Source organism: Hymenobacter arcticus, assembly GCF_054779975.1.
Genome location: NZ_BAAGXF010000003.1, coordinates 103,830 through 123,863 on the forward strand (window position 1 = coordinate 103,830; position 20,034 = coordinate 123,863).

The following is a 20,034-nucleotide window of genomic DNA, read 5'->3' on the forward strand; positions in this document are numbered from 1 at the left end:
CCCACCCGCGCCAGCGCGGGCTTGTGTAGTCAATAACCCAACCGAGTGGCTTGCTGCCAGCGAAGGTACGGCCAGAACGCAGCATACGTTTGAGGTGGTGCAATGGCTGCTCCCTGCCTGCACCACCTCAAACGTATGCTGCATTTCACTAATACCCTTCCTCCTTGCTCGGAAACTCGCGGCTTTTTACATCGGCCACGTAATGCTGCACGGCTTCGGTCATGATATCGTGCAACTCGGCGTAGCGGCGCAAAAAGCGCGGCTTAAACTCCTTGGTGATGCCCAGCACGTCGTGTACTACCAGCACCTGGCCGTCCACGTCGGGGCCGGCCCCGATGCCGATAACCGGGATGGTCAGCTCTTCGGCCACGCGCTTGGCCAGGGCGGCGGGTATTTTTTCGAGCACCAGCCCGAAGCAGCCGATTTCCTGGAGCAGGTGAGCATCTTCGATAAGTTTCTGGGCTTCTGCTTCTTCCTTGGCCCGTACATTATATGTGCCAAATTTATAGATGCTTTGGGGCGTGAGGCCGAGGTGGCCCATCACCGGAATGCCGGCCGTGAGAATGCGCGTGATGCTGTCCTTAATTTCGGCGCCACCTTCCAGCTTGAGGCCGTGGCCGCCGCTTTCTTTCATAATGCGCACGGCCGACTGCAAGGCCACCGACGAGTTGCCCTGGTAGGAGCCAAACGGCATGTCGACTACCACAAAAGCGCGCTTTACGGCCCGTACCACGCTCTGGGCGTGGTATATCATCTGGTCGAGGGTGATGGGCAGGGTCGTTTCGTGGCCCGCCATCACGTTGGAAGCCGAGTCGCCCACGAGCAGCACATCCACCCCGGCCCCGTCCAAAATCTGGGCCATCGAGAAGTCGTAGGCCGTGAGCATGGAGATTTTTTCGCCCCGCTGCTTCATGGCCAGCATCTGGTGGGTGGTTACTAATTTAATTTCTTTGTACTGCGACATGGGTGGGCGGCTAAAGGTATTTGGGGCTGCAAAGCTGGCGACAATTTCGGAAAAATGCCGAAATTGGGAACGCCAAACCCCTGCTTGGCGTAGATGATAATAACAGCTAATGCGCCCGGCTCTTACTCTACATCTTCTCCTATTGCTATTGATGAAGCACTTAACTCTCTGGTTGACGAGCTTAACGCTGCTGGCGACCCCAGTAGCTGCCCAAACTACGGCCGAGCTGCGGGGCCACCTCACCAACACGGGAACCGAAAAATTACTGCTTCGTTGGTGGAGCCAGCCCTTAGCTACCCACGAGCAGCAACGGGCCGTGCACATCGAGCCCAACGGCGACTTTACCATGCAGGTGCCCCTCACGCAGCCCACGCTGGCCCAGCTTAGCTACGGCGACGAGGAGCTAACGGTGTTTCTGGAGCCGGGCGATGTGCTCGCGCTGCACGGCGATGCGCCGGAGCTGACCACCACCGTTAAGTTTGACTCGGGCGATGGGGCCGCGCACCGGCCAGCCGCCGCAGCCAACAACTATCTACAGGAGTTCAATCAGAAATTTGGCAGCAACGACGCCTTTCAGGTAGTACCCGATAATATCTCCTTGGCGGAGAAAGGCTTCCTGGCATTTCTCGACTACCGGCGCGACCACGAGCAGGCGCTGCTGAAACAGGCCGACCGCCGCGGCAACTTCACGCCGGCCTTCCGGGCCTACGCCGCGGCAGACATCGCCTATACCTACGCCGAGGACCGCCTCACCTACGCCGACCTGCGCGAGCAGACCGTGGCCAGCCAGCCCCGCCTGGAGCTGTCGGCCAACTACTACGATTTTTTGCAGCAGCCCGGCTTGCTGCCCGGCAATGAGCTGGCCGTGCCCAGCCCGCACTACCAAGACTTCTTGCTTGATTACGTGCATTACCAGGCGCGCACCACGGGTCACCAGCCCAGCAGCCCCGACTACTTTCCGACCTGCTACCAGCTGGCCGACAAGCTGTTGAGCGCCCAGGCGCGCCCCGTGGTGCTGGGGCGCATTGTGCTCGAAACCATTCGGCAGGGCCATGTGGCCCACGCCCAGGCCATGCTGACCAGCTACGAAGCCTCGGGCCGGGCCCCGGCGGGCTGGGTGGCGCAGTTGCGCACTGATTTGGCTGACCACCAGTCGTTTGCCATTGGCAGCGTGGCTCCCCCCGTTACGATGCGCACCGTGGATGGCCGCAAGCTGTCGCTGGCTGATTACCGGGGCAAGTTGGTTTACCTCATGTTCTGGGACAGCCGGTTTCCGGCGGGCCAGCGGGAAGTTCCGTATTTAAAAGAAGTGACGACTGCCTTGGCGGGCCAGCCTATTGTGATACTCATGGTGGCCATGGATGAGTCGCTCACCCACTGGCAGCAAACGGTGGCCTGCGCCAGCCCCGCCCTCACCGGCGTGCAGGTAAGCGTGCCGGCCGGCCGGCAAGAAGCATTGCGCCAAGCCTATAGCATTGAGCGCCTGCCCACCGCCGTGCTCATCGCCGAAGACGGTACCCTGCTCGACCTGCACCCGCGCACCCTCAGCAGTCGGGCCCTGCAAGACGACCTGAAGGCCGCCGTGGGCCGCGCCGCTGCCTACCGCGCCGTGGCGCTTAACAACCTGTAAAATAGCGCTTTAGATACTGAAATAAAAAAAGCCCCGGCTGCCGACTAGTCAGCAGCCGGGGCTTTTTTTATTTGCTATGTTCTCGATGACACGGCACCAGTCCGCTGGCTATTGCCGGGGCACGCGCAGGGTTTCGCCCACGCGCAGCACGGGCGCGGGCCGCTCGTTGTGAGCCAGGAGCGCCGCCACGGTGCAGTTGTAACGCCGCGAGATGCTGTAAAAAGTGTCGCCGGTGGCCACTGTATACACGCCGTTGGCGTTGGCACTGGCCATCAAGTCGGGCGCGGCGGCGGGCGGGCGAAGGTGCAGCGCCTGACCCGCCCGCAGCGGGGCAATGGGCGAGATATTGTTCCAGGCCGCTAGCTCGGTGGGGCGCACGCCCACGCGGCGGGCCAGAGCATAGAGCGTTTCGCCGGGGGCCACCAGGTACGGATGGCTGAAGTCGGGGGTAGGAAGCGTGGGCGCCACTGCCACGGGCCGTGCTGGGCGGGTGGGCACGGGTAGTGGGACTAGCACTACCGGCCGCGCCGGGGCTGGCACGGCCTCCGCTGCCACTGCGGGGCGTGGGGTGGGCAACGACTGCACCGGCGGGCCCGGCACCTCCGTTGGCAGGTCGTTGATGGAGGCTAACTCCTCGCTGTCGTCGGGGGCGGGCGGGGCGGGGGCAACTGGGGCGGGGGGATTCGGGGCCAGCACGAGTGGGGGGCGCACGGCTACTGGGCGGCTACCGGGCAGGGCTTGGTATTCGGCGGCCACGTTGCGGGGGCGCACGTGGCTGAGCCACAGCACCAGGCCGGGCTGCACAGCCTCATCATCGGGCAGGTGATTGTAGAGGCGCAAGGCGCGGCGCAGCACGCCGTAGTGCTGGGCCACGGCGGCCAGCGTTTGGCCGCGGGCTACTACGTGGTAGTCTTCGTCGGCCGCTTCTTTCTTGCGCTGAAAAAAATAGGGCTCGTTGGGAGTAAGCGTTTCGTCGTCAGCTAGTTCGTTTACTTTTAAGAAGAAACCCAGGCTTGCGCCGCCGCGCTCGGCCAGCGCGGCGGGGGTTTCGCCGGGGCGGGCCAGCAGGGCGCGTATGCCGTTGATGCGCAGGTACTCGGGCGCGGGCAGCGCAACGGCCGGAATAGCCAGGGCTGGCGTGGTCGCCAGGGGCGGCGCGCCCGCTAGCGGTACCAGAATGGTGTACGAACGGCCATCCTGGGGCACATTCCTGGCTAGCAGCCAGAGGTTGAGCTGGGCCACGGCGGCCGGGTCGGCGGCGTAGGAGGCGGCTTGCTGGGCCAGGCTTTGGCCGGGAGCGGCGGGTACCTCGCGCCATGGCACAAAGGGCACGGTGCCCTGGGCGCAGGCGGGCTCAAAAACCAGCTTCTGAGCCACGAAGTCGAGTAGGTACTGGTTGGTGCGGCCGGTAAAAGCCATTTGGGTGGCGTCGGCGTCGCGGGGCTGCACGTAGGGCCGCACGCCACCAAGGCCGGTTTGGTAGCTGAGCAGGGCGTTGGCCCAGTTGTGCAGCGTGGCGTTGTTACGAGTGAGGTAGCGGGCGGCGGCGCGAGTGCTGGCCGTGAGGTGGCGGCGCTCATCAATGCTGCTGTTTACCGTAAGGCCCAGGCTGAGAGCCGTTTCGCGCTTGAGCTGCCAGTAGCCCACGGCCCCGTGGTTGCTTTCGGCGCTGCCCTGCAAGGCGCTTTCCTGGAGCACCAGGTACCGGAAATCGGCCGGTACGCCTTCTTCGGCCAGTACCTGGTCGATGAGTGGAAACGCGGCCTCGGCCAGCGCCACCCGGGCTTCCAGGGAGGCGGTGTGGCGGCATAGGCTGTTCACCTTGGCTTGCACCAGCTGGCGGGCATCGGCGTCGAGGGTCAGGTACAGGCCGGCCACATTGAGGGTGGCTGGTACGGTGGGCGGGGGCATGGCCAGCGCCGGGCGGCTGGCCAGCCCCAACAGGATAGCGGGAAAAAGTTTTTTCATAACAGCGTGTCAGTCAGTAGTTCGCCTCCGCTACTGTTGGCAAGTTAAGCAGAAAAGGCAAACGATGGGTTGCTGCCCCGGCGCTACCCGCCGGGAGGGCCGCCAAAGCCTCCGCCGGGGGGCGGGCCACCCTGCCCACCGCCGCCGGGCGGGCCATCGAACCCACCGCGCCCGCGCCGCCCGCCTGGCCCCTCGGGGGCGGTGGGCACGGCCGTCATGTTGGCCGAGCGGATGTTGTAGGTAAACATCAGCATTAGGTACTGTTGCAGCACGGTGGTTTGCACGTCTTCGTAATACGCCACGTTTACGTTGCGCTGAATGGCCCGGTTCTGCTTGAGAATGTCAAAGGCGTAGAGCTTGATTTCGCCGCGCTGGCCAGGGAAAATCTTCTTGCCAATGGAGGCGTTCCAGAGCACGTAGTTCTGGTTGTAGGCGGCGCTGAGGCCGCGGTAGAGCTGGTGGGCCACGTCGGTTTGAAACGAGATACCCGGCCCCACTATCCAGCTGAATTTCAGGCGGGTGAGCTGGCTGAAGTAGCTGTTGTTGAGCTGCTTGCTAAGCGTGTTGCGCACGTAGCTCTGGGTGGAGTTGGAGGAGAGCGTGAAGTCCAGGTTGGGGCTCACGTTGCTGCTCAGCACCAGGCCGCCCGTAATGGCCGGGGTGCGGGCGTAGTTGAGCGCATTGTTCACAATGCCCGGGTTTTGGCTGAAGCTACCGCCCAGGCTCACGTTGAAATTCGACTTGATGGCCTTGAGCGGCTGGCCGTAATTGGCCAGGGCCCGCACGGTGTACTGCTCCTGCAAGTTGGTCGATTGCGTGAGCTGGGCCCCGGCCGGCAGCCGCACCGTGATGCTCTGGTCGCTAAGAATGGGCCGCACCGTGGTGTCGCGCACAGCCACTAGCGTGCGGTTGGAGATGGGGTTTTGGGTGTAGCTGCCCGAGAGCAGGGCGAAGAAGTTGCTGTTTTTGTCGGCGCGGGCGGCCGTGTAGCGGGCCACCAGGCTGTGGGCGTATTCCTGCTTCAAATTCGGGTTGCCGATTATCAGCTGCAACGGGTTGGCGTTGTTCACCACGGCCTGCAACTGATTGAGGCTGGGCGCGTTGGTGCTGGTGCGGTAAAACAGCCGCACGTTGTGCGAGCGGTCGGGCCGCCACGTCAGGTTCACCTGGGGCAGCACGTTCCAGAAGGTGTAATCGACTGGGCCGGGGCGCGGAAACGTCTGGTCGCCCTGCAACCGCGCCACTTGCGCGCTGGCCCCCACCGAGGCCTGAATGGTGCGCGTGTTGTAGCGGTAGCTCAGCCCGCCGCCCTGCGTGAGGTAGTAGTTATTGAACACGTTGCTCAGCGCCGAATCGAGCCGCGTGTAGCCCTGGTCGCCGGCGTTGAAGTTGTTGGTGAGCTTGTTGGAGTTGTTGGGCGCGTAGCTCAGCGCGTAGTTGGCTTGCAGCTGGGCGTGCTCACCCACGGGCTCGGTGTAGGCCAGGTTGCCGGCAATGGTGCCGCTCTTCTGGGTCAGCACCGATTGCTGGTTGAGGTTGGTGTTGGTGCCGCCCACGTTGGTGGTGTTCAGCACCGACGTGCCGTTGCGGTAATTGTAAGAGCCATTGAGGCTCAGCGAGAGCGTGCGGCCCACCTTGCGCCCCACCTTGCGGCGCAGCAGCAGGTCACCACCTGGGTTAACGGCCTCGTTGTTAGAGTTATACAGCGTATTAATCTGGCTCTGCTGCACGCCCTCGCGGGCCGTGAGGCCGGTTAGCGTCTGGCTGGCATTGTTTTGCTGCCACGAAATGCGGGGCCGAAACAGCACCGACGTCATAGAGTCGATTTTCTGGTCGAGCCGGAAATTGGCGCGGTGGTTGGTGTTGGTGCTGCCCGAAAGCGAGTTTTCGTTGTAAGTCGTATTCGTCTGGCCTGGCAATACGTACTGGCGTAAGGTGCTGCTATTAAGCGTGTTATTAGAATGGTTGAAAAAGTAGCTGCCCGTTAGCTCGGTCTTCTTATTCCAGATGTTGGAATAGTTGAGGCCCGCCGCCGTGGTCTTGCTGATGCCGCCGTTCTGGCTCACCAAAAAGTCGCCGGCGTTGGCACCCGAGCCGCCGCCCCCGCCACCACCCCGGCCGCCGCGCCCGCCCCCGCCGCCGCCACCGGGGGCCGAGTTGCCGATAACGCCCAGCAGGTCGTCGGTGCCGAAGTTTTGCTCGTTCACGCTGTTGCTTTGGGCCAGCACCGTAGTGCGGCGGTCGCCGTGGAAGTCGTTGAGGTTCAGGCTGGCCCGGTAGCGGTCGGGGCCCGCGCCCACCACCGCCCGGCCAAATTGCCCGTTGCGAAAGGCTGGCTTGGTGATGATGTTCAGCGTCTTCTGTGTGTTGCCATCATTAAAGCCCGAAAAACGGCTTTGCTCGCTCTGCTGGTCAAATATTTCCACCCGGTCGATAGCATCGGCGGGCAGGTTTTTGAGCACCGCGTCGGGGTCGGTGCCGAAAAACGGCTTGCCATCCACGAGCACTTGCTGCACGGCTTCGCCCTGCGCCTGGGTCTTACCTGAAGCATCGACCGAGATGCCCGGCATCTTGGTGATGAGGTCGCCGGCCGTGGCGTCGGGGTTGGTTTTGAAGGCTTTCGCGTTGAGGCTGGTGGTATCACCGCGCTGCACCACCTGCACTTGCTCGCCGGTGACTACCACCGTTTTGAGGGCGATGCCGCCCGTTTGGAGCGCCACGGTGCCAAGCGTTACGGGCGTGCCGCCGGCGGGCACGGTCACGGGCTGGCGCTGGTCCTGGTAGCCGATGTAGGAGGCCACGAACACGTAGCGGCCGGGGGCCACGCCCGAAATCTCGAAGCCCCCATCGGGCCCCACGGCCGTGCCGGTGCGCACCGAATCGGGCAGGTGAATGAGCACCGCATTGGCCCCGATAAGGGGGCTCTGGTCTTTGCCATCGAGCACCTTGCCGCGCACTGCGCTCTGGGCCAGCGCGTTAAAAGTGAGGAGCCAGCCCAGGCCAATGAGGAGTAGTGAACGCATAAACAACAGATTGATAGATACTTATAGTTTGCGCAGCAGCAGCAGGCCATCGCGCACCGGCAGCAGCAGCGGCACCACGCGCGGGTCGTGGCGCAGCTGCTCGTTAAAGGCCCGCACCGCGCGGGTGTCGTGGTCGTTGGCTTTGAGCGGGTAAGTGGCCAGCGCCTTGCCGCCCCACAGCACATTGTCCACAATAAGCAAGCCACCCGGCCGCACCTGCTTGATTACAAGCTCAAAATACCGACCATTATGGAGCTTGTCGGCGTCAATAAAGACCAAATCCCACACTTCGCCGACCAAGCCGGCCAAAACATCGTGCGCATCGCCAATGTGCAGGCTCACCTGCGCCGTGAGGCCTGCCGCCGCCACGTAGCGCCGAATGCGGCTTTCGCGCTCGGGGTTGATTTCGATGGTATGCAGGTGCCCACCTTCCGCCAGCCCCTCGGCTAAGCACAGCGTAGCGTAGCCTGTGAAGGTGCCGATTTCCAGCACCTTATGCGGCTTTATGAGGTGCGAAAGCATGCTCAGCAGCCGGCCCTGCCAGTGGCCGGTGGCCATGCGCGGCATCAGTAGCTGCAAGTGGGTTTCGCGCCAGAGCTGGTGCAGCAAAGGCGGCTCGGAACCTGAGTGCTGGTCGGCGTATGCTTGTATCGTGTTGTCAATCATGCTGTTAATTTGGAATGAGGAGGTTGGAATGAAGAATTATTCGACCGAATAATTCTTCATTCCAACCTCCTCATTCTCTTTAAAAATCTCCAAGCGGAAGCGGTACACGCGGTAGCCCGATTTGCCGGTTACGTACTGCTGCGCCACCACGCGCCACAGGCCTTCGTAGCGAAACTGCCACGCCGCGGGCGCGCTGTCAACGCGCCGATACACGCGCACGGGCCGGCCCGTTTCCTGGCTGCGAGCCAGCGCCCGGTTGCGGTGGTTGAAATCCTGGTCTGTTACCTGGCGGCCGGTTTGGCCGTCGCGCCCGCCGTGGCCCGCGTACCAGAAGTAGTCTTCGTGCACTTCATCGTCCTCGTACTGGTCGGCCAGAATGATGCTTTCGGCCCCGTGGGCCACGGTGGCGCACACGCCCGCGCGCGGCGGCCGGTGCTGGCCGCGCAAGGATAAGTCGAGGCGCGAGGCAAATAAATCGCCCGGCCGGGCCGAGCCGACGTGGCCGAAAGTGGGTAAGGGCATTCGGAAAACTCAGGACTGGCCCTCGACGAGCGGCCGGTAAATGTGCTGCCGGTGATAAGCCAGCTGCTCAAGGTCGGGCAGGTGCGGGCCCAGGATGCGTAGCTGGCCCGGCAAGCCAAGCAGTGCGTAGTCGGCGGCCACGCCGAAGCTGCCCAAGTCGAAAAGCACGTGGTGGTTGGGGCAGAGGCACAGCACGTTGCCAGTAACATCGGGCCCGTGGTGCGGCGCGCCCAGCGGCCGAATGTGCGCCGCCTCGGCGTAAAAGCCGGCCGGGGTAGCCAGCCGCTCGCCGCACACCTGGCAGCGGTAGCCGTGCAGCGCCTTCACCTGGCGCGTGATGCTCGTATCGCGCACCAGCCGCGACACGGTGGCTTCGTAGCGCGGCGCGGGCTCGGCCGCGTCGGTGGGGCGGTCGAATAGCTCGGGCTGCGCATACGGCCGGGGTGGGGCCGTTGCCGCCACCGTGGTCAGCACGGGCTCCAGCCGAAACAGGAACACTAAAAAGCCCGAGCGGCCCGGCCGGCAGTCGCGGCTCACCACCCGAAACAAGCCTTCGTAGCGAAACGCCTGACCGCCGGCTGGGGCCGTGACTTTGCGGAAGACGCGCACTGGCAAGCCCGTCACCTGGCTGCGCACGAGGCCTTTATTGGCTTTAGTCAACGTTTGGTCGGCTACCTGCTGGCCGCTTTCCTCACTGCGCCCGCCGTGGCCGGTGTAGAGGATAAAGTCGTCGTGCACCTCATCGTCCTCGTACTTATCGGACAACACGATGCTTTCGGCTCCCTGCTCCTGGGTGGCGCAGATGCCGGCTTGCAGCGGCCGGTGCTGCCCACGCTGCGCCAGTTCGGCCCGCGAGGCGAATAAATCGCCCGGCTGGGCCGAGCCCACGTGGCCAAAAACCGGGGTTGCCGCCATTGCTATTTCTCGGGCACGTACTGCAAAATGCTGAGGTTGTCCTCGGCCAGTACTTCGTTGGCCAGCTCGCGCAATTCGCTGGCCGTTACGCGCTCGATTTTGCTAAAAATCTCGCTCAGCGGCTCCACGCGGCCCAGGTCGAGGGTGCTTTTGCCGAGTAGCTGCATCAGACCCGAGTTGCTTTCCTCGCTCATGGCGAGCTGACCCATGAGCTGGTTTTTGGCTACGTGCAGCTGGCTGGTGGTCAGTTCTTTGTCGCGTAGCAATTTCAACTCCTTTTGCACCAGGCCCAGCGTGCGGTTGAGCTGCTTGGCCTCGGTGCCGAAGTAAATGCCGAACAAACCGGTGTCGGTGTAGGGCGAGTACGAGCTGTCGATAGTGTACACGAGGCCGTATTTCTCGCGCACGGCCAGGTTGAGGCGCGAGTTCATGCCGGGGCCACCCAGGATGTTATTGAGCATAAAAAACGGCACCCGGCGCTCGTCGGTGAGCGGGTAGGCGGGGCCACCCACCAGGCAGTGCGCCTGCGAGATGGGCCGCGATTCGGTGCGGTCGCGGCGCACGTAGCCGCTAAACGGTAGGCGCTCGCGCGGCCCCAGCCGGGCCGGGATGGGTGCCAGAAACCGGTCGGCCAGCCGCTTCACTTCCTTGAACGGCAGGTTGCTCACCGAGCTGAAAATCAGCCGGTCGGTGCGAACGTTCTCATCGTAAAAAGTGTGAAAATCAGCCGTTTGGAAGCCGCTCACGCTCTCGCGGGTGCCCAGGATGTTGATGCCCAGCGGGTGCTCGCCGTATATCACGGCGTCGAAGTCGTCGATGATAGCATCTTCGGGCGCATCTTGGTACATGCTCATCTCTTCCAGAATCACGCCGCGCTCCTTTTCGACTTCCTTTTCGGGAAATAACGAGTTGAAGGTCAGGTCAGTAAGCAGCTCAAAGGCCCGCTCGAAGTGGGTGCTGAGCAGCGTGGCGTAGAAGCAGATTTTCTCCTTGGTAGTGTAGGCGTTCAACTCGCCGCCCACGGTTTCGAGGCGGTTGAGAATGTGAAACGACTTGCGTTTGTGCGTGCCCTTAAAGGCCATGTGCTCCCAAAAGTGGGCCAGGCCCTGCTGGTGGGCCTGCTCGTCGCGCGAGCCGATATCGAGCAAAAAGCCGCAGTGCGCAATCTTGGTGTGCGGCACTTCTTTGTGCAGAAGCCGGATGCCGTTGGGATATTCGAATTGGTGGTAATCAGACATGGATGCTATAACCGGCGAAAGCAACAAAGTTCGCACCTGCGCGGCGGCTTTTCTCAGTGGAGTCTTACGCCAGTTGTCATTGCGAGCGCAGCGCGGCAATCGCCCCCGAACGAGTCGTCCGGGTTTCGTTTGGATGCGATTGCCGCGCTGCGCTCGCAATGACAACTGGCTGAGGATAGAAGTAAGGGTTACTGCGCCAGTTTCTCGGCCCGAAACAGGTCGTCGGCGGCTTGCAGCAGCTTGGCCCGCAGCGGCGGATTATAACCAGGGTGCGCCGCCAAAAAGTCGCGCACCGTGCGCGCCGCCGTGGGCGATTGGTAGCTGCCCAGCGTGCCTTGCAGCCAGCCGGCCGGGAAAAAGATGTCGCCCGTCTGCTGAATTTCTTCCAGCAGGTTCAGGCTTTCGGGCAAATACTTTTCGGAGGTAGCCTGGCGTAGCGGGTGGTGCAGGTAGCCGAGCGCGGCCTGCACCCAGGCTTCCTTCTCGCGGTTTTTCCCGTCTTTGAGCGAGGCAAAAAACGAGTCGCGAGTTGCTACTTCGGGCGATAAAGCCGGCATCATAAATTGGAGACGCTGCCGGCGGTCCATGTTAGTGATGCGCGCCAGCTGCCGGGGCAGAATGGGTTGGGAAGTGGGATAGTCGCGCACGGCCAGCGCCAGGGCCAGGGCGGTGTAGTCGTCCTCGGTCAGCTTGACCAGGCCGGGCGCTTTCTGCCCGCGCCAAATACTGTAGAGGCGCTTCTGAGCCGCCAGCGTCAAGGCAATGCTTTGGTAGGCTTTGAAATACAGCTTTTGCTCGCCGGGTTTTTCCTGCGCTTGCATGGCTTGCCAGAGGGCTTTTTCCAGGTCGGGGGCCAGCGCATCGCGCTCGGCGGGTTTGAGGAATTGCCAGAAAATGGCGCTCATTTGGCTAGTTAGTAGCTTGATATTAAGGTCGTTGTTTTCGTGGGCGGTTTGGGCGAGGTACCGGTCGAGGAGTGGGCGCGGCGCGAGGCCCCGGCCGCTCAGCATGTTTTCATAGAGCGCGATGTAGGTGCTGGCGCGGGCCACTGGGTCAGCGAGGGTAGCCAGTTGGTCGGCCACCCGCGGGGCCACCGGAAACACGCCGTAGCCAAGGCCCTGCGAATTGAGCAGCACGTAGCTGGGCGCGCCCTGGCCGGCGGGCAGCGCCACGCGCACTTCGCGCTGGCTCATATTCACGGGCAGCATGACGGGACCGCTGGGGTACATGGCCAGCACCTCAAACTGCTGGGGCCAGAGGCGGTCGGAGTTATCCTCCGCGTGCTGATGGATAACGAGTTGCGTGGGTTGGCCGGCGGGTGTTTGCACCTCGTAGTCGAATATCGGGCGGCCGGGTTGGTTGACCCACACCTGGTTCCAGGCGGCGAGGTCGGCGGGGGTATGGGCGTCCAGGATGGCGATGAGGTCGGGCCAGGTGGCGTTGCCGTGGGCGTACTTGGCGAGGTACTCCCGGATGCCTTCCTGAAACGGCTTTTCGCCCATCAGCAGCTCCAGCTGCCGCATCATGATGGGCGCTTTGTGGTAGATGATGTTGCCGTAGAGCGAGCCCGCGTTCTGCAAGTTCTCGAGCGGCTGCCGGATGGGGTTGGCCCCGGCGGTGCGGTCCACGGCGTAGGCAGCGGGGTAGTGGTCGGTGACGAACTTGAGCAGCTGCGCCGAGCCGGCGGCGGCCTCGGGGTTTATCTTATCGGCCATGAAATTGGCGAAGACCTCCTTCATCCACACGTCGTTGAACCACTGCATGGTCACGAGGTCGCCAAACCACATGTGGGCCGTTTCGTGGCCGATAAGGTTTTGGCGGGCCAGCAACTGGTCCTTGGTCGCGCCCTCATCCAGAAACAGGCTGGCGGCCTTATAATCAACATTGCCCACGTGCTCCATGCCGCCGTACTGAAAGTCAGGGATGGCCGTGAAATCGAACTTCTGAAACGGGTAGGGGATGCCCGTGTACTTTTCCAGAAAGCCCAGGGCCTCGCCGTGCAGCCGAAAAATAACCGGCACGCTAAGCCGGATTTTAGCCGAGTCGGTTTCGCGGTGCAGGAAGTTCATGGGGCGGCCCTGCACCTGCTGCGTCACTTTCGTGAATTTGCCTGCCGCGAACGAAAACAGGTAGGTACTAATAGAATCGGAGGGCGCAAAAAGATACGTTTTTACCCCCCGCTTCACGCCATCGGCGGTTTGCGCCGAATCGCGAAGTAAGCCGTTGGCTACCGCCTGCCACTGCCGCGGCACGGTGAGGGCCAGCGCGAGAGTCGCCTTCAAATTGGGCTGGTCGAACACCGGCACCACCGTGCGCGCCCGGTCGGGCACGAGCAGCGTGTAGAGGTAGTCGGCGTTGCGGTTGAGCGATAAATTTCCGGCATCGAGACTGATTTTCACCTCGTTATCACCAATGCGCAACGCGCTGCCGGGCAGCACTAGATGTTCCTGCTGGTAGTCGAGCGCGGCCGGCTGGCCATTGATAGTGAGGCTGCGCAGCTGGCTAGCCTGGCCCTTAAAATCGAGCTGCACCGGGGCGCGGTTAGCGCGCAGCCGGAAGCGGATGGTTTCCTCGGCGCGCACCGGGTCGGCCTTACTATCTGGTATACGCAGGCTTAGGGCGTAGGCCACGCGGCTGATGGTTTGCTTGCGAAACTCGGCCAGCTCGCGGCTCACGCCGGGCACTACGGGCGGCGCGGTGAGGGTAGCTACTGGGGCAGTAGCAGCAGCGGGGTAGGAGGCGCGCTGGCAGGCGGCGGCCAGCAGCAGGCCGCCGAGCGCCCCATATTTACGGTAATTCAAAGGCATCGCAAGCGGAACAGGCAAGTGGCAAATTTCCCAAAAATAACCAGTTACGCACATGGCTGATAGTTTCCCGGTCCCGCGCCTCTATCCGCTGGGCGATGCGGCCGTGGTGCTGGAGCTGGGCCAGGCGATTGACCCGGCCACGCACCGGCTCATCCGGGCCTTCGCCCAGCTGCTTGACCAGCAGCCCTTGGCCGGACTGCGCGAGTACGTGCCGGCCTTCACTACCCTCACCGTTTACTACGACCCGTGGGCCCTGCGCCGCGGCGAAACGCTGCCCTACGACCAGGTAGCCAGTTACTTGCAAAGCCTGCTGCCAGCCGCCCAGGCCGCGGCGGCCAACTACGCGCCCGGCCCGCTGGTAGAAATTCCGGTGTGCTACGGCGGCGAGTTCGGGCCCGACCTTGACTTAGTAGCCCGCCACGCGCAACTTTCAGTGGAAGAAGTGATTACGTTGCATGCGACCCCCGAGTACCTGGTGCACATGGTGGGCTTTGCGCCCGGCTTTCCGTACCTCGGCGGGCTTGATGCGCGGCTGGCTACCCCGCGGCGCGCCCAACCCCGGCCGCTGGTGCCGGCTGGCGCAGTGGGCATTGCGGGCGTGCAAACGGGCGTGTACTCGCTGCCCACGCCGGGCGGCTGGCAGCTTATCGGGCGCACGCCATTGCGGCTGTTCGATGCCAGCCGCGCCCAGCCCAGCCTGTTGCAGGCGGGCGACCGGCTACGCTTTGTGCCCATTTCAGCGGCCGAATTTCAGCGAGTAAGCCCATGAGCATCAGTGTGCAAAAGCCTGGCCTGCTCACCACCGTGCAGGACCTGGGCCGCCCCGGCTACCAAAAAACCGGCCTCGTAGTGAGCGGCGCGCTCGATGCCGCGGCCCTGCGTACCGCCAACCTGCTGGTGGGCAACCCCGAAACCGCCGCCGGCCTCGAATGCACCCTGCGCGGCCCCGTGCTGCGCTTTGAAGCCGACGCGCTGCTGGCCCTCACCGGGGCCGACCTGGCGGCCACTATCGGGGGCCAGCCCGTGCCGCTGGGGCGGCCGGTGGCGGTGCGGGCGGGCACGGTGCTGGCCTTCGGCGCGGCCCAAACAAGCGGCCGGGCTTGGCTGGCCGTGGCGGGCGGCGTGGCCGTGCCGCTGGTGCTGGGCAGCCGCGCCACCTACCTGCGTGCTGCGCCGGGCGGAGTGGCCGGCCGGGCTTTGCAGGCGGGTGACGTGCTGCCGGTGGGGGAGTGGCCAGCTGCCACGCGGCAGCTAGCTGATTCTGTAAAGTTCAATAAATCAACTGCTTGGGCTGCTGCTAAGTGGCGCGTGGCAACTGCGCGGGTAGGCCGCCCCGGTGAGCCGCTGGTACTGCGGGCGCTGCCAGGGCCTGAGTATGAGCAATTTGCGCCGGCTAGTCAGTGGGCTTTCTGGAAGGAGGATTTCACCGTCACCACCGAGGCCGACCGCATGGGCTGCCGGCTTAGCGGGCCGATGCTGGTGCGCCTCACAAACAGGGAACTGCTGTCGAGTGCCGTCACGTTTGGTACGGTGCAGGTGCCGGCTGGGGGCCAGCCCATTGTGCTACTGGCCGACCGGCAGACCACCGGCGGCTACCCCCGGTTGGCCCAGGTTATCACCGCCGACCTGGGCCGGCTGGCGCAGGCGCTGCCGGGCACGCGGCTGCGCTTTCAGCAAGTGGAGTTGGCCGCGGCGCAGGCGCTGTATCTTGCGCAAGAGCAGTATTTGCGCGCGCTGGCGCAGGCTGTCCACTTGAAAACGCTGCCTTCATGACTTCTTCTACTACTATTGATTTGAATTGCGACATGGGCGAAAGCTTCGGTGCTTGGACCCTGGGCCAGGACGCCGAGCTGATGCCGCTCATCACGTCGGCCAACGTGGCCTGCGGCTTCCACGCCGGCGACCCCGGCGTGATGCGCCAAACCGTGCGCCGGGCGCTGGCGGCCGGCGTAGCTATTGGGGCGCACCCCGGCCTGCCCGATTTGGTGGGCTTCGGCCGGCGCAACCTGGACATCTCGGCCGAAGAAGCGTTTGATATGACGGTGTACCAGCTCGGGGCGCTTACCGCCGTGGTGCGCGCCGAGGGCGGCCAGCTGCACCATCTCAAGCCCCACGGCGCGCTCTACAATATGGCCGCCACCAACGCCGCCCTGGCCGCAGCCATCGCCGAGGCCGTGTATAAAGTGCAGCCCGAGCTGATGCTCTACGGCCTGGCGGGCTCCGAGCTGACCAAAGCGGGCGAGAAAATCGGCCTTAAAACGGCCCACGAAGTCTTTGCCGACCGCACCTACCAAAGCAACGGCACGCTCACGCCGCGCCGCCAGCCCGACGCCCTCATCACGAGCGCTGACGTAGCCATTGCTCAGGTGCTGCGCATGGTGCAGGGCGGCTGGGTGCGCACCCAGCAGGGCCCCGAGGTGGCCATCCGGGCCGATACGGTGTGCCTGCACGGCGACGGCGCGCACGCCTTGGAGTTTGCCCGGCAGCTGCGCACGGCCCTGGCCGGGGCCGGCGTGGTGGTGCAGGTTCCCGGCCCATCGCCGGCCACGCCTTCGCCCAGCGGCCGATGAAACCGAAGTTTCGCGCTTTTGGCGGGGCCAGCTTAGGCGCTGCTTTCTTGATGGCCAATTCATCCATCGGGCCGGGGTTTTTAACCCAGACCACCGTATTTACCCAGCAACTGCTTACCAGCTTTGGGTTTGTCATCCTCGTGTCGGTGGTGCTCGATGTGGGCGCGCAGCTCAACACCTGGCGTATTCTCACGGTGAGCGAGTTGCGGGCCCAGGATTTGGCCAATAAGCTGCTGCCGGGGCTGGGCTACTTCCTGGCGGCGATGGTAATTCTAGGGGGCTTTGCCTTTAATATCGGCAACATTGCCGGCTGCGGGCTGGGGCTTAACGTGCTCACCGGGCTCTCTTATGAGCAGGGCGCCATCATCAGCTGCGGGGTGGCGCTGGTGTTGTTTTGGGTGCGCGAAGTGGGCAAGATGCTCGACGGCTTCACCAAGATTCTGGGCACAGTCAAGATTTTGCTGACGCTGGGCATTGCCTTCAGCGCGCACCCGCCGCTGCTGCAAGCGCTGCACCACACGCTGCTGCCCGCCAAGCTGAGCGCAGCGGCCATCGTCACCATCGTGGGCGGCACGGTGGGCGGCTACATCACGTTTTCGGGCGCGCACCGCCTGCTCGATGCGGGTATCAAAGGCCTTGATAACCAAGATGTAGTAACGCGCAGCGCCGTGAGCGGCATCGTTATTTCCACCTTCATGCGGTTCGTGCTGTTCCTGGCCATTGTGGGCGTGTTGAGCCACGGGGTCACCCTGGCGGCCGACAATCCGGCGGCGGGCGTGTTCCGGTCGGCGGCGGGTGAGGTGGGCTTTCGGGTGTTCGGGGTCATTTTGTGGAGCGCCGCCATCTCCTCGGTGGTGGGCGCGGCCTACACGTCGGTGTCGTTTTTTAAGACGTTTCACCCGGTGTTCGCGCGCTACGAGCGGGCCTGCATCTCGGTGTTTATCGTCTTGTCAACCAGCATCTTCGTGCTCATCGGCAAGCCCACGCAGCTGCTCGTATTCGCCGGGGCCATCAATGGCCTGATACTGCCCATTGCCCTCGGCATCGTGCTGGTGGCCGCCACCAGCCGCCGCCTCATGGGCACCTACCGCCACCCCCGCTGGATGCTGGTAGCCGGCTGGGTGGTAGTGGCCGTGATGGGTAGCCTTAGCCTGCGCGTGGTGTGGGAGCAGCTCAACGTGACGTAAGCTTCAGCTTGCGAGCGAGTGCAGCGAGCATCTCGCGCCTGGAGTCGTCCGGTGCCGCCTGCTCGCTGCGCTCGCTCGCAAGCTGAAGCTTACGCTACCTCGCTTTGCGCCACGCCCGCGCCTCAGCCAGCGCCGCCAGCAGCTGCGGCGTCTCCATTTCCAGCGCGCAGCGGAAGTGTCCCAGCGGGCAGCGGGTGTGCCCGTGCAGCCCGCACGGCCGGCACGCCAGCGGGCCGGCCTGCTCGACCACCCGCGAGAACGTGCTCAGCGGCCCAAAACCAAACGCAGGCACCGTAGAGCAGAATATGGCGCACACCGGCGCATCCACCGCCGAGCACAAATGCAGTGGGGCCGAGTCGTTGACGTAGTTCAGCACGGCCCCGCGCATAAGCGCCGCCGAGGCGGGCAGGGATAATTTCCCCGACAGATTGACCAGGCCGGGCCGGGCCGCCGCCTGCGCCAGCCGCTCGCAGGCAGCCGTGTCGGGCGGGCCGCCAAGCAGGTACACGGGCAGGCCGGGCGGCAGCGCGGCCAACAATTCCAGCCATTTCTCCTCCGGGTACTGCTTGGTAAACCACACCGAGGTGGGTGCCAGGCAGAGGTACTCGCCCACGGCGGCGTAGGGTGCGGCGGTGGCCTCATCGGCCGCCGTAGGGTAGAGGCGGGGTTTTAGCATAGCTGGTAAGTTGCTAAGCAGCTTGAGGTTGCGCGCTACCTCGTGGGTGCCGTCGCCAATGCTATGCGGAACGCGCCGCGTAAAAAAACGGCTGAACGGATTCTGCGCGAAGCCCACCCGCTCGGCCGCGCCCGAAAAGGCGGTGAGAAACCCGGTGCTGGCAAATCGCTGCAACGTAACCACCCGGCCGTACTGCGCCCGCCGAATCTGCCCCAGCAGGCGCAGCAAATTCGGATATTTCTGGTCCTTTTTATCCCAAATGAGCACCTGCCTGATGTGCGGATTGCCGGCCAGCAGGCCCTCGTTGCCGCGCCGCACCAGCACGTCGAGCGGCGCCGTGGGCTCGTGCTGAGCCAGGTATTCCACCAGCGCCGTGGCCAGGATTACATCGCCGATAAAGGCGGTTTGGATGAGCAGCGTGGTGGGAGGTGAAGCAAACATGGGCAGGCTTCAAAGGTAGGCCAGCCCACCAAAAGCAATTGGCAGCCGTTGAGGAAACCACGGCAAATGAGAAATTACCCGTCCCTTCAATACCCGCGTCGCGCCATTCCCGGGCGACGCGCACCATCGCCGGTCGGCTGGCCGCGTCTTTGGACCAGCGCGAATCCAGCAACCTTAAAAAATTTGTGTTTTAGTCCCTGCTGCGCCTGCTAGTGAGCAACAACGGTGCGTTTGCGTAAGCTCTTTCTTTCTCCCCTAATTGCCTGTGATGCGTACTTTTTTCAAACTACTGGGTCAGGTGCTGGGCTTGGCGCTACTATTATTGGTGATAGGCGGCACCGCGTTTGCCCAGCTGAGCCCGGAGCTGGGCGGCACCCCCACGGCCGCGCAGCAGCAAGCTTATGAGCAGTCGGGGCACTTCCGCGACGGCAAGTTTTTCAACCCGCAGCCTACGGAAGTGGCCACCAGCGGCAGCATGTGGTCGGCCGTGTGGCGGGCTTTGTTTGAAAAAACCCCCAACCAGAACCCCGCCGCCCCGCTGCCCACGCAGCCGCTCGATTCGCTCAGCATTACCCACAAAAAGCCTGGTATGGTGCGCGTTACGTGGTTTGGCCACTCGGCCTCGCTGGTCGAAATCGGGGGTAAAAACGTGCTGCTCGACCCCATGCTGAGCGTCAAGATGGGGCCGCTGGCGTGGGTTACGCCCAAGCGCTATAACCCTAGCCTGGCCATTGCCGCCGAGCAGCTGCCCGCCATCGACGCGGTGCTGATTTCGCACGACCACTACGACCACCTCGATTATAAAACCATTCAAAAGATAAAGGGCAAGGTCGGCCACTTTTACGTGCCGCTGGGCGTGGGCACCCACCTGCGCCGCTGGGGCGTGCCGGCCAGCCAGTTCACCGAAATGACCTGGGGCGACTCGGTGCGCCTGCCGGGCCTCACCATTATCAGCGCGCCTACCCAGCATTTTTCGGGGCGGGGCCTCACCAACCGCAACAGCACCTTCTGGTCGGCGTGGGTGCTGAAAGCGGGCAGTCAGCGGGTGTTTTACAGCGGCGACGGGGGCTACGGGGCCCATTTCCAGGCCATTGGTCAGCAGTACGGCCCCTTCGACCTGGCCCTGGTAGAGTGTGGCCAGTACGACCGGCAGTGGGCCCAGATTCACATGGTGCCCGAGCAGTCGGTGCAGGCGGCCCTCGACGTGCGGGCGAAGATTATGCTGCCCGTGCATTGGGGGGCTTTCACGGAGGCCCACCACGCCTGGAACGAGTCGGTGGAGCGCGCCACCGCGGAAGCCACCCGCCGCGGCCTGCTCCTGACCACGCCCCAACTGGGGCAGCCCGTGACGCTGGGAGCCGGGCCACTGCCGCAGCTGCGCTGGTGGCGCGACCCCGCGCTGAGTGCGCCCCGCTAACCGCCGCGGA

General features: G+C 63.9%; 15 protein-coding genes. 6 read left to right on the forward strand and 9 right to left on the reverse strand.

Features of this window, described 5'->3' with window-relative positions; translation table 11 throughout:
- Positions 1-148: 148 nt before the first annotated feature.
- On the reverse strand, positions 149-964 hold the full coding sequence (gene panB / locus ACYVGC_RS06935) for a 3-methyl-2-oxobutanoate hydroxymethyltransferase (protein WP_460583083.1): 816 nt from the start codon (positions 962-964) through the stop codon (positions 149-151).
- Between the two features lie 151 nt (positions 965-1,115).
- Between panB and ACYVGC_RS06940 the strand changes: the two genes are divergently transcribed.
- Positions 1,116-2,594: a TlpA family protein disulfide reductase gene (locus ACYVGC_RS06940; protein ID WP_460583084.1), complete on the forward strand. Its 1,479-nt coding sequence runs from the start codon at positions 1,116-1,118 to the stop codon at positions 2,592-2,594.
- A gap of 108 nt (positions 2,595-2,702) precedes the next feature.
- Here the strand turns inward: ACYVGC_RS06940 and ACYVGC_RS06945 are convergent, their stop codons facing one another.
- From ACYVGC_RS06945 to ACYVGC_RS06975, 7 genes are all read right to left on the reverse strand, one after another.
- Positions 2,703-4,562 (reverse strand): LysM peptidoglycan-binding domain-containing protein, encoded by a 1,860-nt coding sequence (locus ACYVGC_RS06945; protein ID WP_460583085.1) that lies wholly within the window; start codon positions 4,560-4,562, stop codon positions 2,703-2,705.
- Positions 4,563-4,645: 83 nt separating this feature from the next.
- Complete coding sequence (locus tag ACYVGC_RS06950) at positions 4,646-7,585, reverse strand: outer membrane beta-barrel protein (protein ID WP_460583086.1); 2,940 nt, start codon at positions 7,583-7,585, stop codon at positions 4,646-4,648.
- Positions 7,586-7,606: 21 nt separating this feature from the next.
- Positions 7,607-8,251 (reverse strand): O-methyltransferase, encoded by a 645-nt coding sequence (locus ACYVGC_RS06955; RefSeq protein WP_460583087.1) that lies wholly within the window; start codon positions 8,249-8,251, stop codon positions 7,607-7,609.
- A 36-nt stretch (positions 8,252-8,287) separates the two neighbouring features.
- Positions 8,288-8,773, reverse strand: coding sequence for a YDG/SRA domain-containing protein (locus ACYVGC_RS06960; RefSeq protein WP_460583088.1), 486 nt, complete (start codon positions 8,771-8,773; stop codon positions 8,288-8,290).
- A 9-nt stretch (positions 8,774-8,782) separates the two neighbouring features.
- A complete protein-coding gene (locus ACYVGC_RS06965; protein ID WP_460583089.1) occupies positions 8,783-9,688 on the reverse strand; it encodes a YDG/SRA domain-containing protein in 906 nt (301 codons plus the stop codon).
- A gap of 2 nt (positions 9,689-9,690) precedes the next feature.
- Entirely contained in the window at positions 9,691-10,926 is a 1,236-nt protein-coding gene (locus tag ACYVGC_RS06970; protein ID WP_460583090.1) for a M16 family metallopeptidase, read from the reverse strand.
- 188 nt (positions 10,927-11,114) lie between these two features.
- Positions 11,115-13,727 (reverse strand): M1 family aminopeptidase, encoded by a 2,613-nt coding sequence (locus ACYVGC_RS06975; RefSeq protein ID WP_460583091.1) that lies wholly within the window; start codon positions 13,725-13,727, stop codon positions 11,115-11,117.
- Positions 13,728-13,785: 58 nt separating this feature from the next.
- On the opposite strand from ACYVGC_RS06975, the gene pxpB reads away from it, so the two are divergent.
- Genes pxpB through ACYVGC_RS06995 form a run of 4 tightly spaced genes read left to right on the forward strand, consistent with a single transcriptional unit; the run spans position 13,786 to position 17,490 of the window.
- On the forward strand, positions 13,786-14,502 hold the full coding sequence (pxpB, locus tag ACYVGC_RS06980; protein WP_460583092.1) for a 5-oxoprolinase subunit B family protein: 717 nt from the start codon (positions 13,786-13,788) through the stop codon (positions 14,500-14,502).
- Positions 14,499-15,506 carry a 5-oxoprolinase subunit C family protein gene (locus ACYVGC_RS06985; protein ID WP_460583093.1) on the forward strand — a complete coding sequence of 336 codons (1,008 nt, stop codon included), beginning with the start codon at positions 14,499-14,501 and terminating at the stop codon, positions 15,504-15,506. Before pxpB ends, ACYVGC_RS06985 begins: the two co-directional genes overlap by 4 nt.
- The gene (locus ACYVGC_RS06990) at positions 15,503-16,303 is read left to right on the forward strand and encodes a LamB/YcsF family protein (protein WP_460583094.1); all 801 of its coding nucleotides are present in this window, start codon (positions 15,503-15,505) and stop codon (positions 16,301-16,303) included. Before ACYVGC_RS06985 ends, ACYVGC_RS06990 begins: the two co-directional genes overlap by 4 nt.
- Positions 16,304-16,353: 50 nt before the next feature.
- The gene (locus ACYVGC_RS06995) at positions 16,354-17,490 is read left to right on the forward strand and encodes an NRAMP family divalent metal transporter (RefSeq protein ID WP_460583095.1); all 1,137 of its coding nucleotides are present in this window, start codon (positions 16,354-16,356) and stop codon (positions 17,488-17,490) included.
- A 94-nt stretch (positions 17,491-17,584) separates the two neighbouring features.
- Here ACYVGC_RS06995 and ACYVGC_RS07000 read toward each other — a convergent pair whose 3' ends face one another.
- Entirely contained in the window at positions 17,585-18,607 is a 1,023-nt protein-coding gene (locus ACYVGC_RS07000; protein ID WP_460583096.1) for a glycosyltransferase family 9 protein, read from the reverse strand.
- A 268-nt stretch (positions 18,608-18,875) separates the two neighbouring features.
- Here ACYVGC_RS07000 and ACYVGC_RS07005 point away from each other — a divergent pair, with 268 nt between their 5' ends.
- Positions 18,876-20,024, forward strand: a complete 1,149-nt coding sequence (locus ACYVGC_RS07005; RefSeq protein ID WP_460583097.1) for an MBL fold metallo-hydrolase — start codon at positions 18,876-18,878, stop codon at positions 20,022-20,024.
- Positions 20,025-20,034: the final 10 nt, after the last annotated feature.

Excerpts from the sequence above, each read along its gene's own strand:
- panB (WP_460583083.1), bottom strand. The coding sequence starts at position 964 with ATGTCGCAGTACAAAGAAATTAAATTAGTAACCACCCACCAGATGCTG.
- ACYVGC_RS06940 (WP_460583084.1), top strand. The coding sequence starts at position 1,116 with ATGAAGCACTTAACTCTCTGGTTGACGAGCTTAACGCTGCTGGCGACC.
- ACYVGC_RS06945 (WP_460583085.1), bottom strand. The coding sequence starts at position 4,562 with ATGAAAAAACTTTTTCCCGCTATCCTGTTGGGGCTGGCCAGCCGCCCG.
- ACYVGC_RS06950 (WP_460583086.1), bottom strand. The coding sequence starts at position 7,585 with ATGCGTTCACTACTCCTCATTGGCCTGGGCTGGCTCCTCACTTTTAAC.
- ACYVGC_RS06955 (WP_460583087.1), bottom strand. The coding sequence starts at position 8,251 with ATGATTGACAACACGATACAAGCATACGCCGACCAGCACTCAGGTTCC.
- ACYVGC_RS06960 (WP_460583088.1), bottom strand. The coding sequence starts at position 8,773 with ATGCCCTTACCCACTTTCGGCCACGTCGGCTCGGCCCGGCCGGGCGAT.
- ACYVGC_RS06965 (WP_460583089.1), bottom strand. The coding sequence starts at position 9,688 with ATGGCGGCAACCCCGGTTTTTGGCCACGTGGGCTCGGCCCAGCCGGGC.
- ACYVGC_RS06970 (WP_460583090.1), bottom strand. The coding sequence starts at position 10,926 with ATGTCTGATTACCACCAATTCGAATATCCCAACGGCATCCGGCTTCTG.
- pxpB (WP_460583092.1), top strand. The coding sequence starts at position 13,786 with ATGGCTGATAGTTTCCCGGTCCCGCGCCTCTATCCGCTGGGCGATGCG.
- ACYVGC_RS06985 (WP_460583093.1), top strand. The coding sequence starts at position 14,499 with ATGAGCATCAGTGTGCAAAAGCCTGGCCTGCTCACCACCGTGCAGGAC.
- ACYVGC_RS06990 (WP_460583094.1), top strand. The coding sequence starts at position 15,503 with ATGACTTCTTCTACTACTATTGATTTGAATTGCGACATGGGCGAAAGC.
- ACYVGC_RS06995 (WP_460583095.1), top strand. The coding sequence starts at position 16,354 with ATGGCCAATTCATCCATCGGGCCGGGGTTTTTAACCCAGACCACCGTA.
- ACYVGC_RS07000 (WP_460583096.1), bottom strand. The coding sequence starts at position 18,607 with ATGTTTGCTTCACCTCCCACCACGCTGCTCATCCAAACCGCCTTTATC.
- ACYVGC_RS07005 (WP_460583097.1), top strand. The coding sequence starts at position 18,876 with ATGCGTACTTTTTTCAAACTACTGGGTCAGGTGCTGGGCTTGGCGCTA.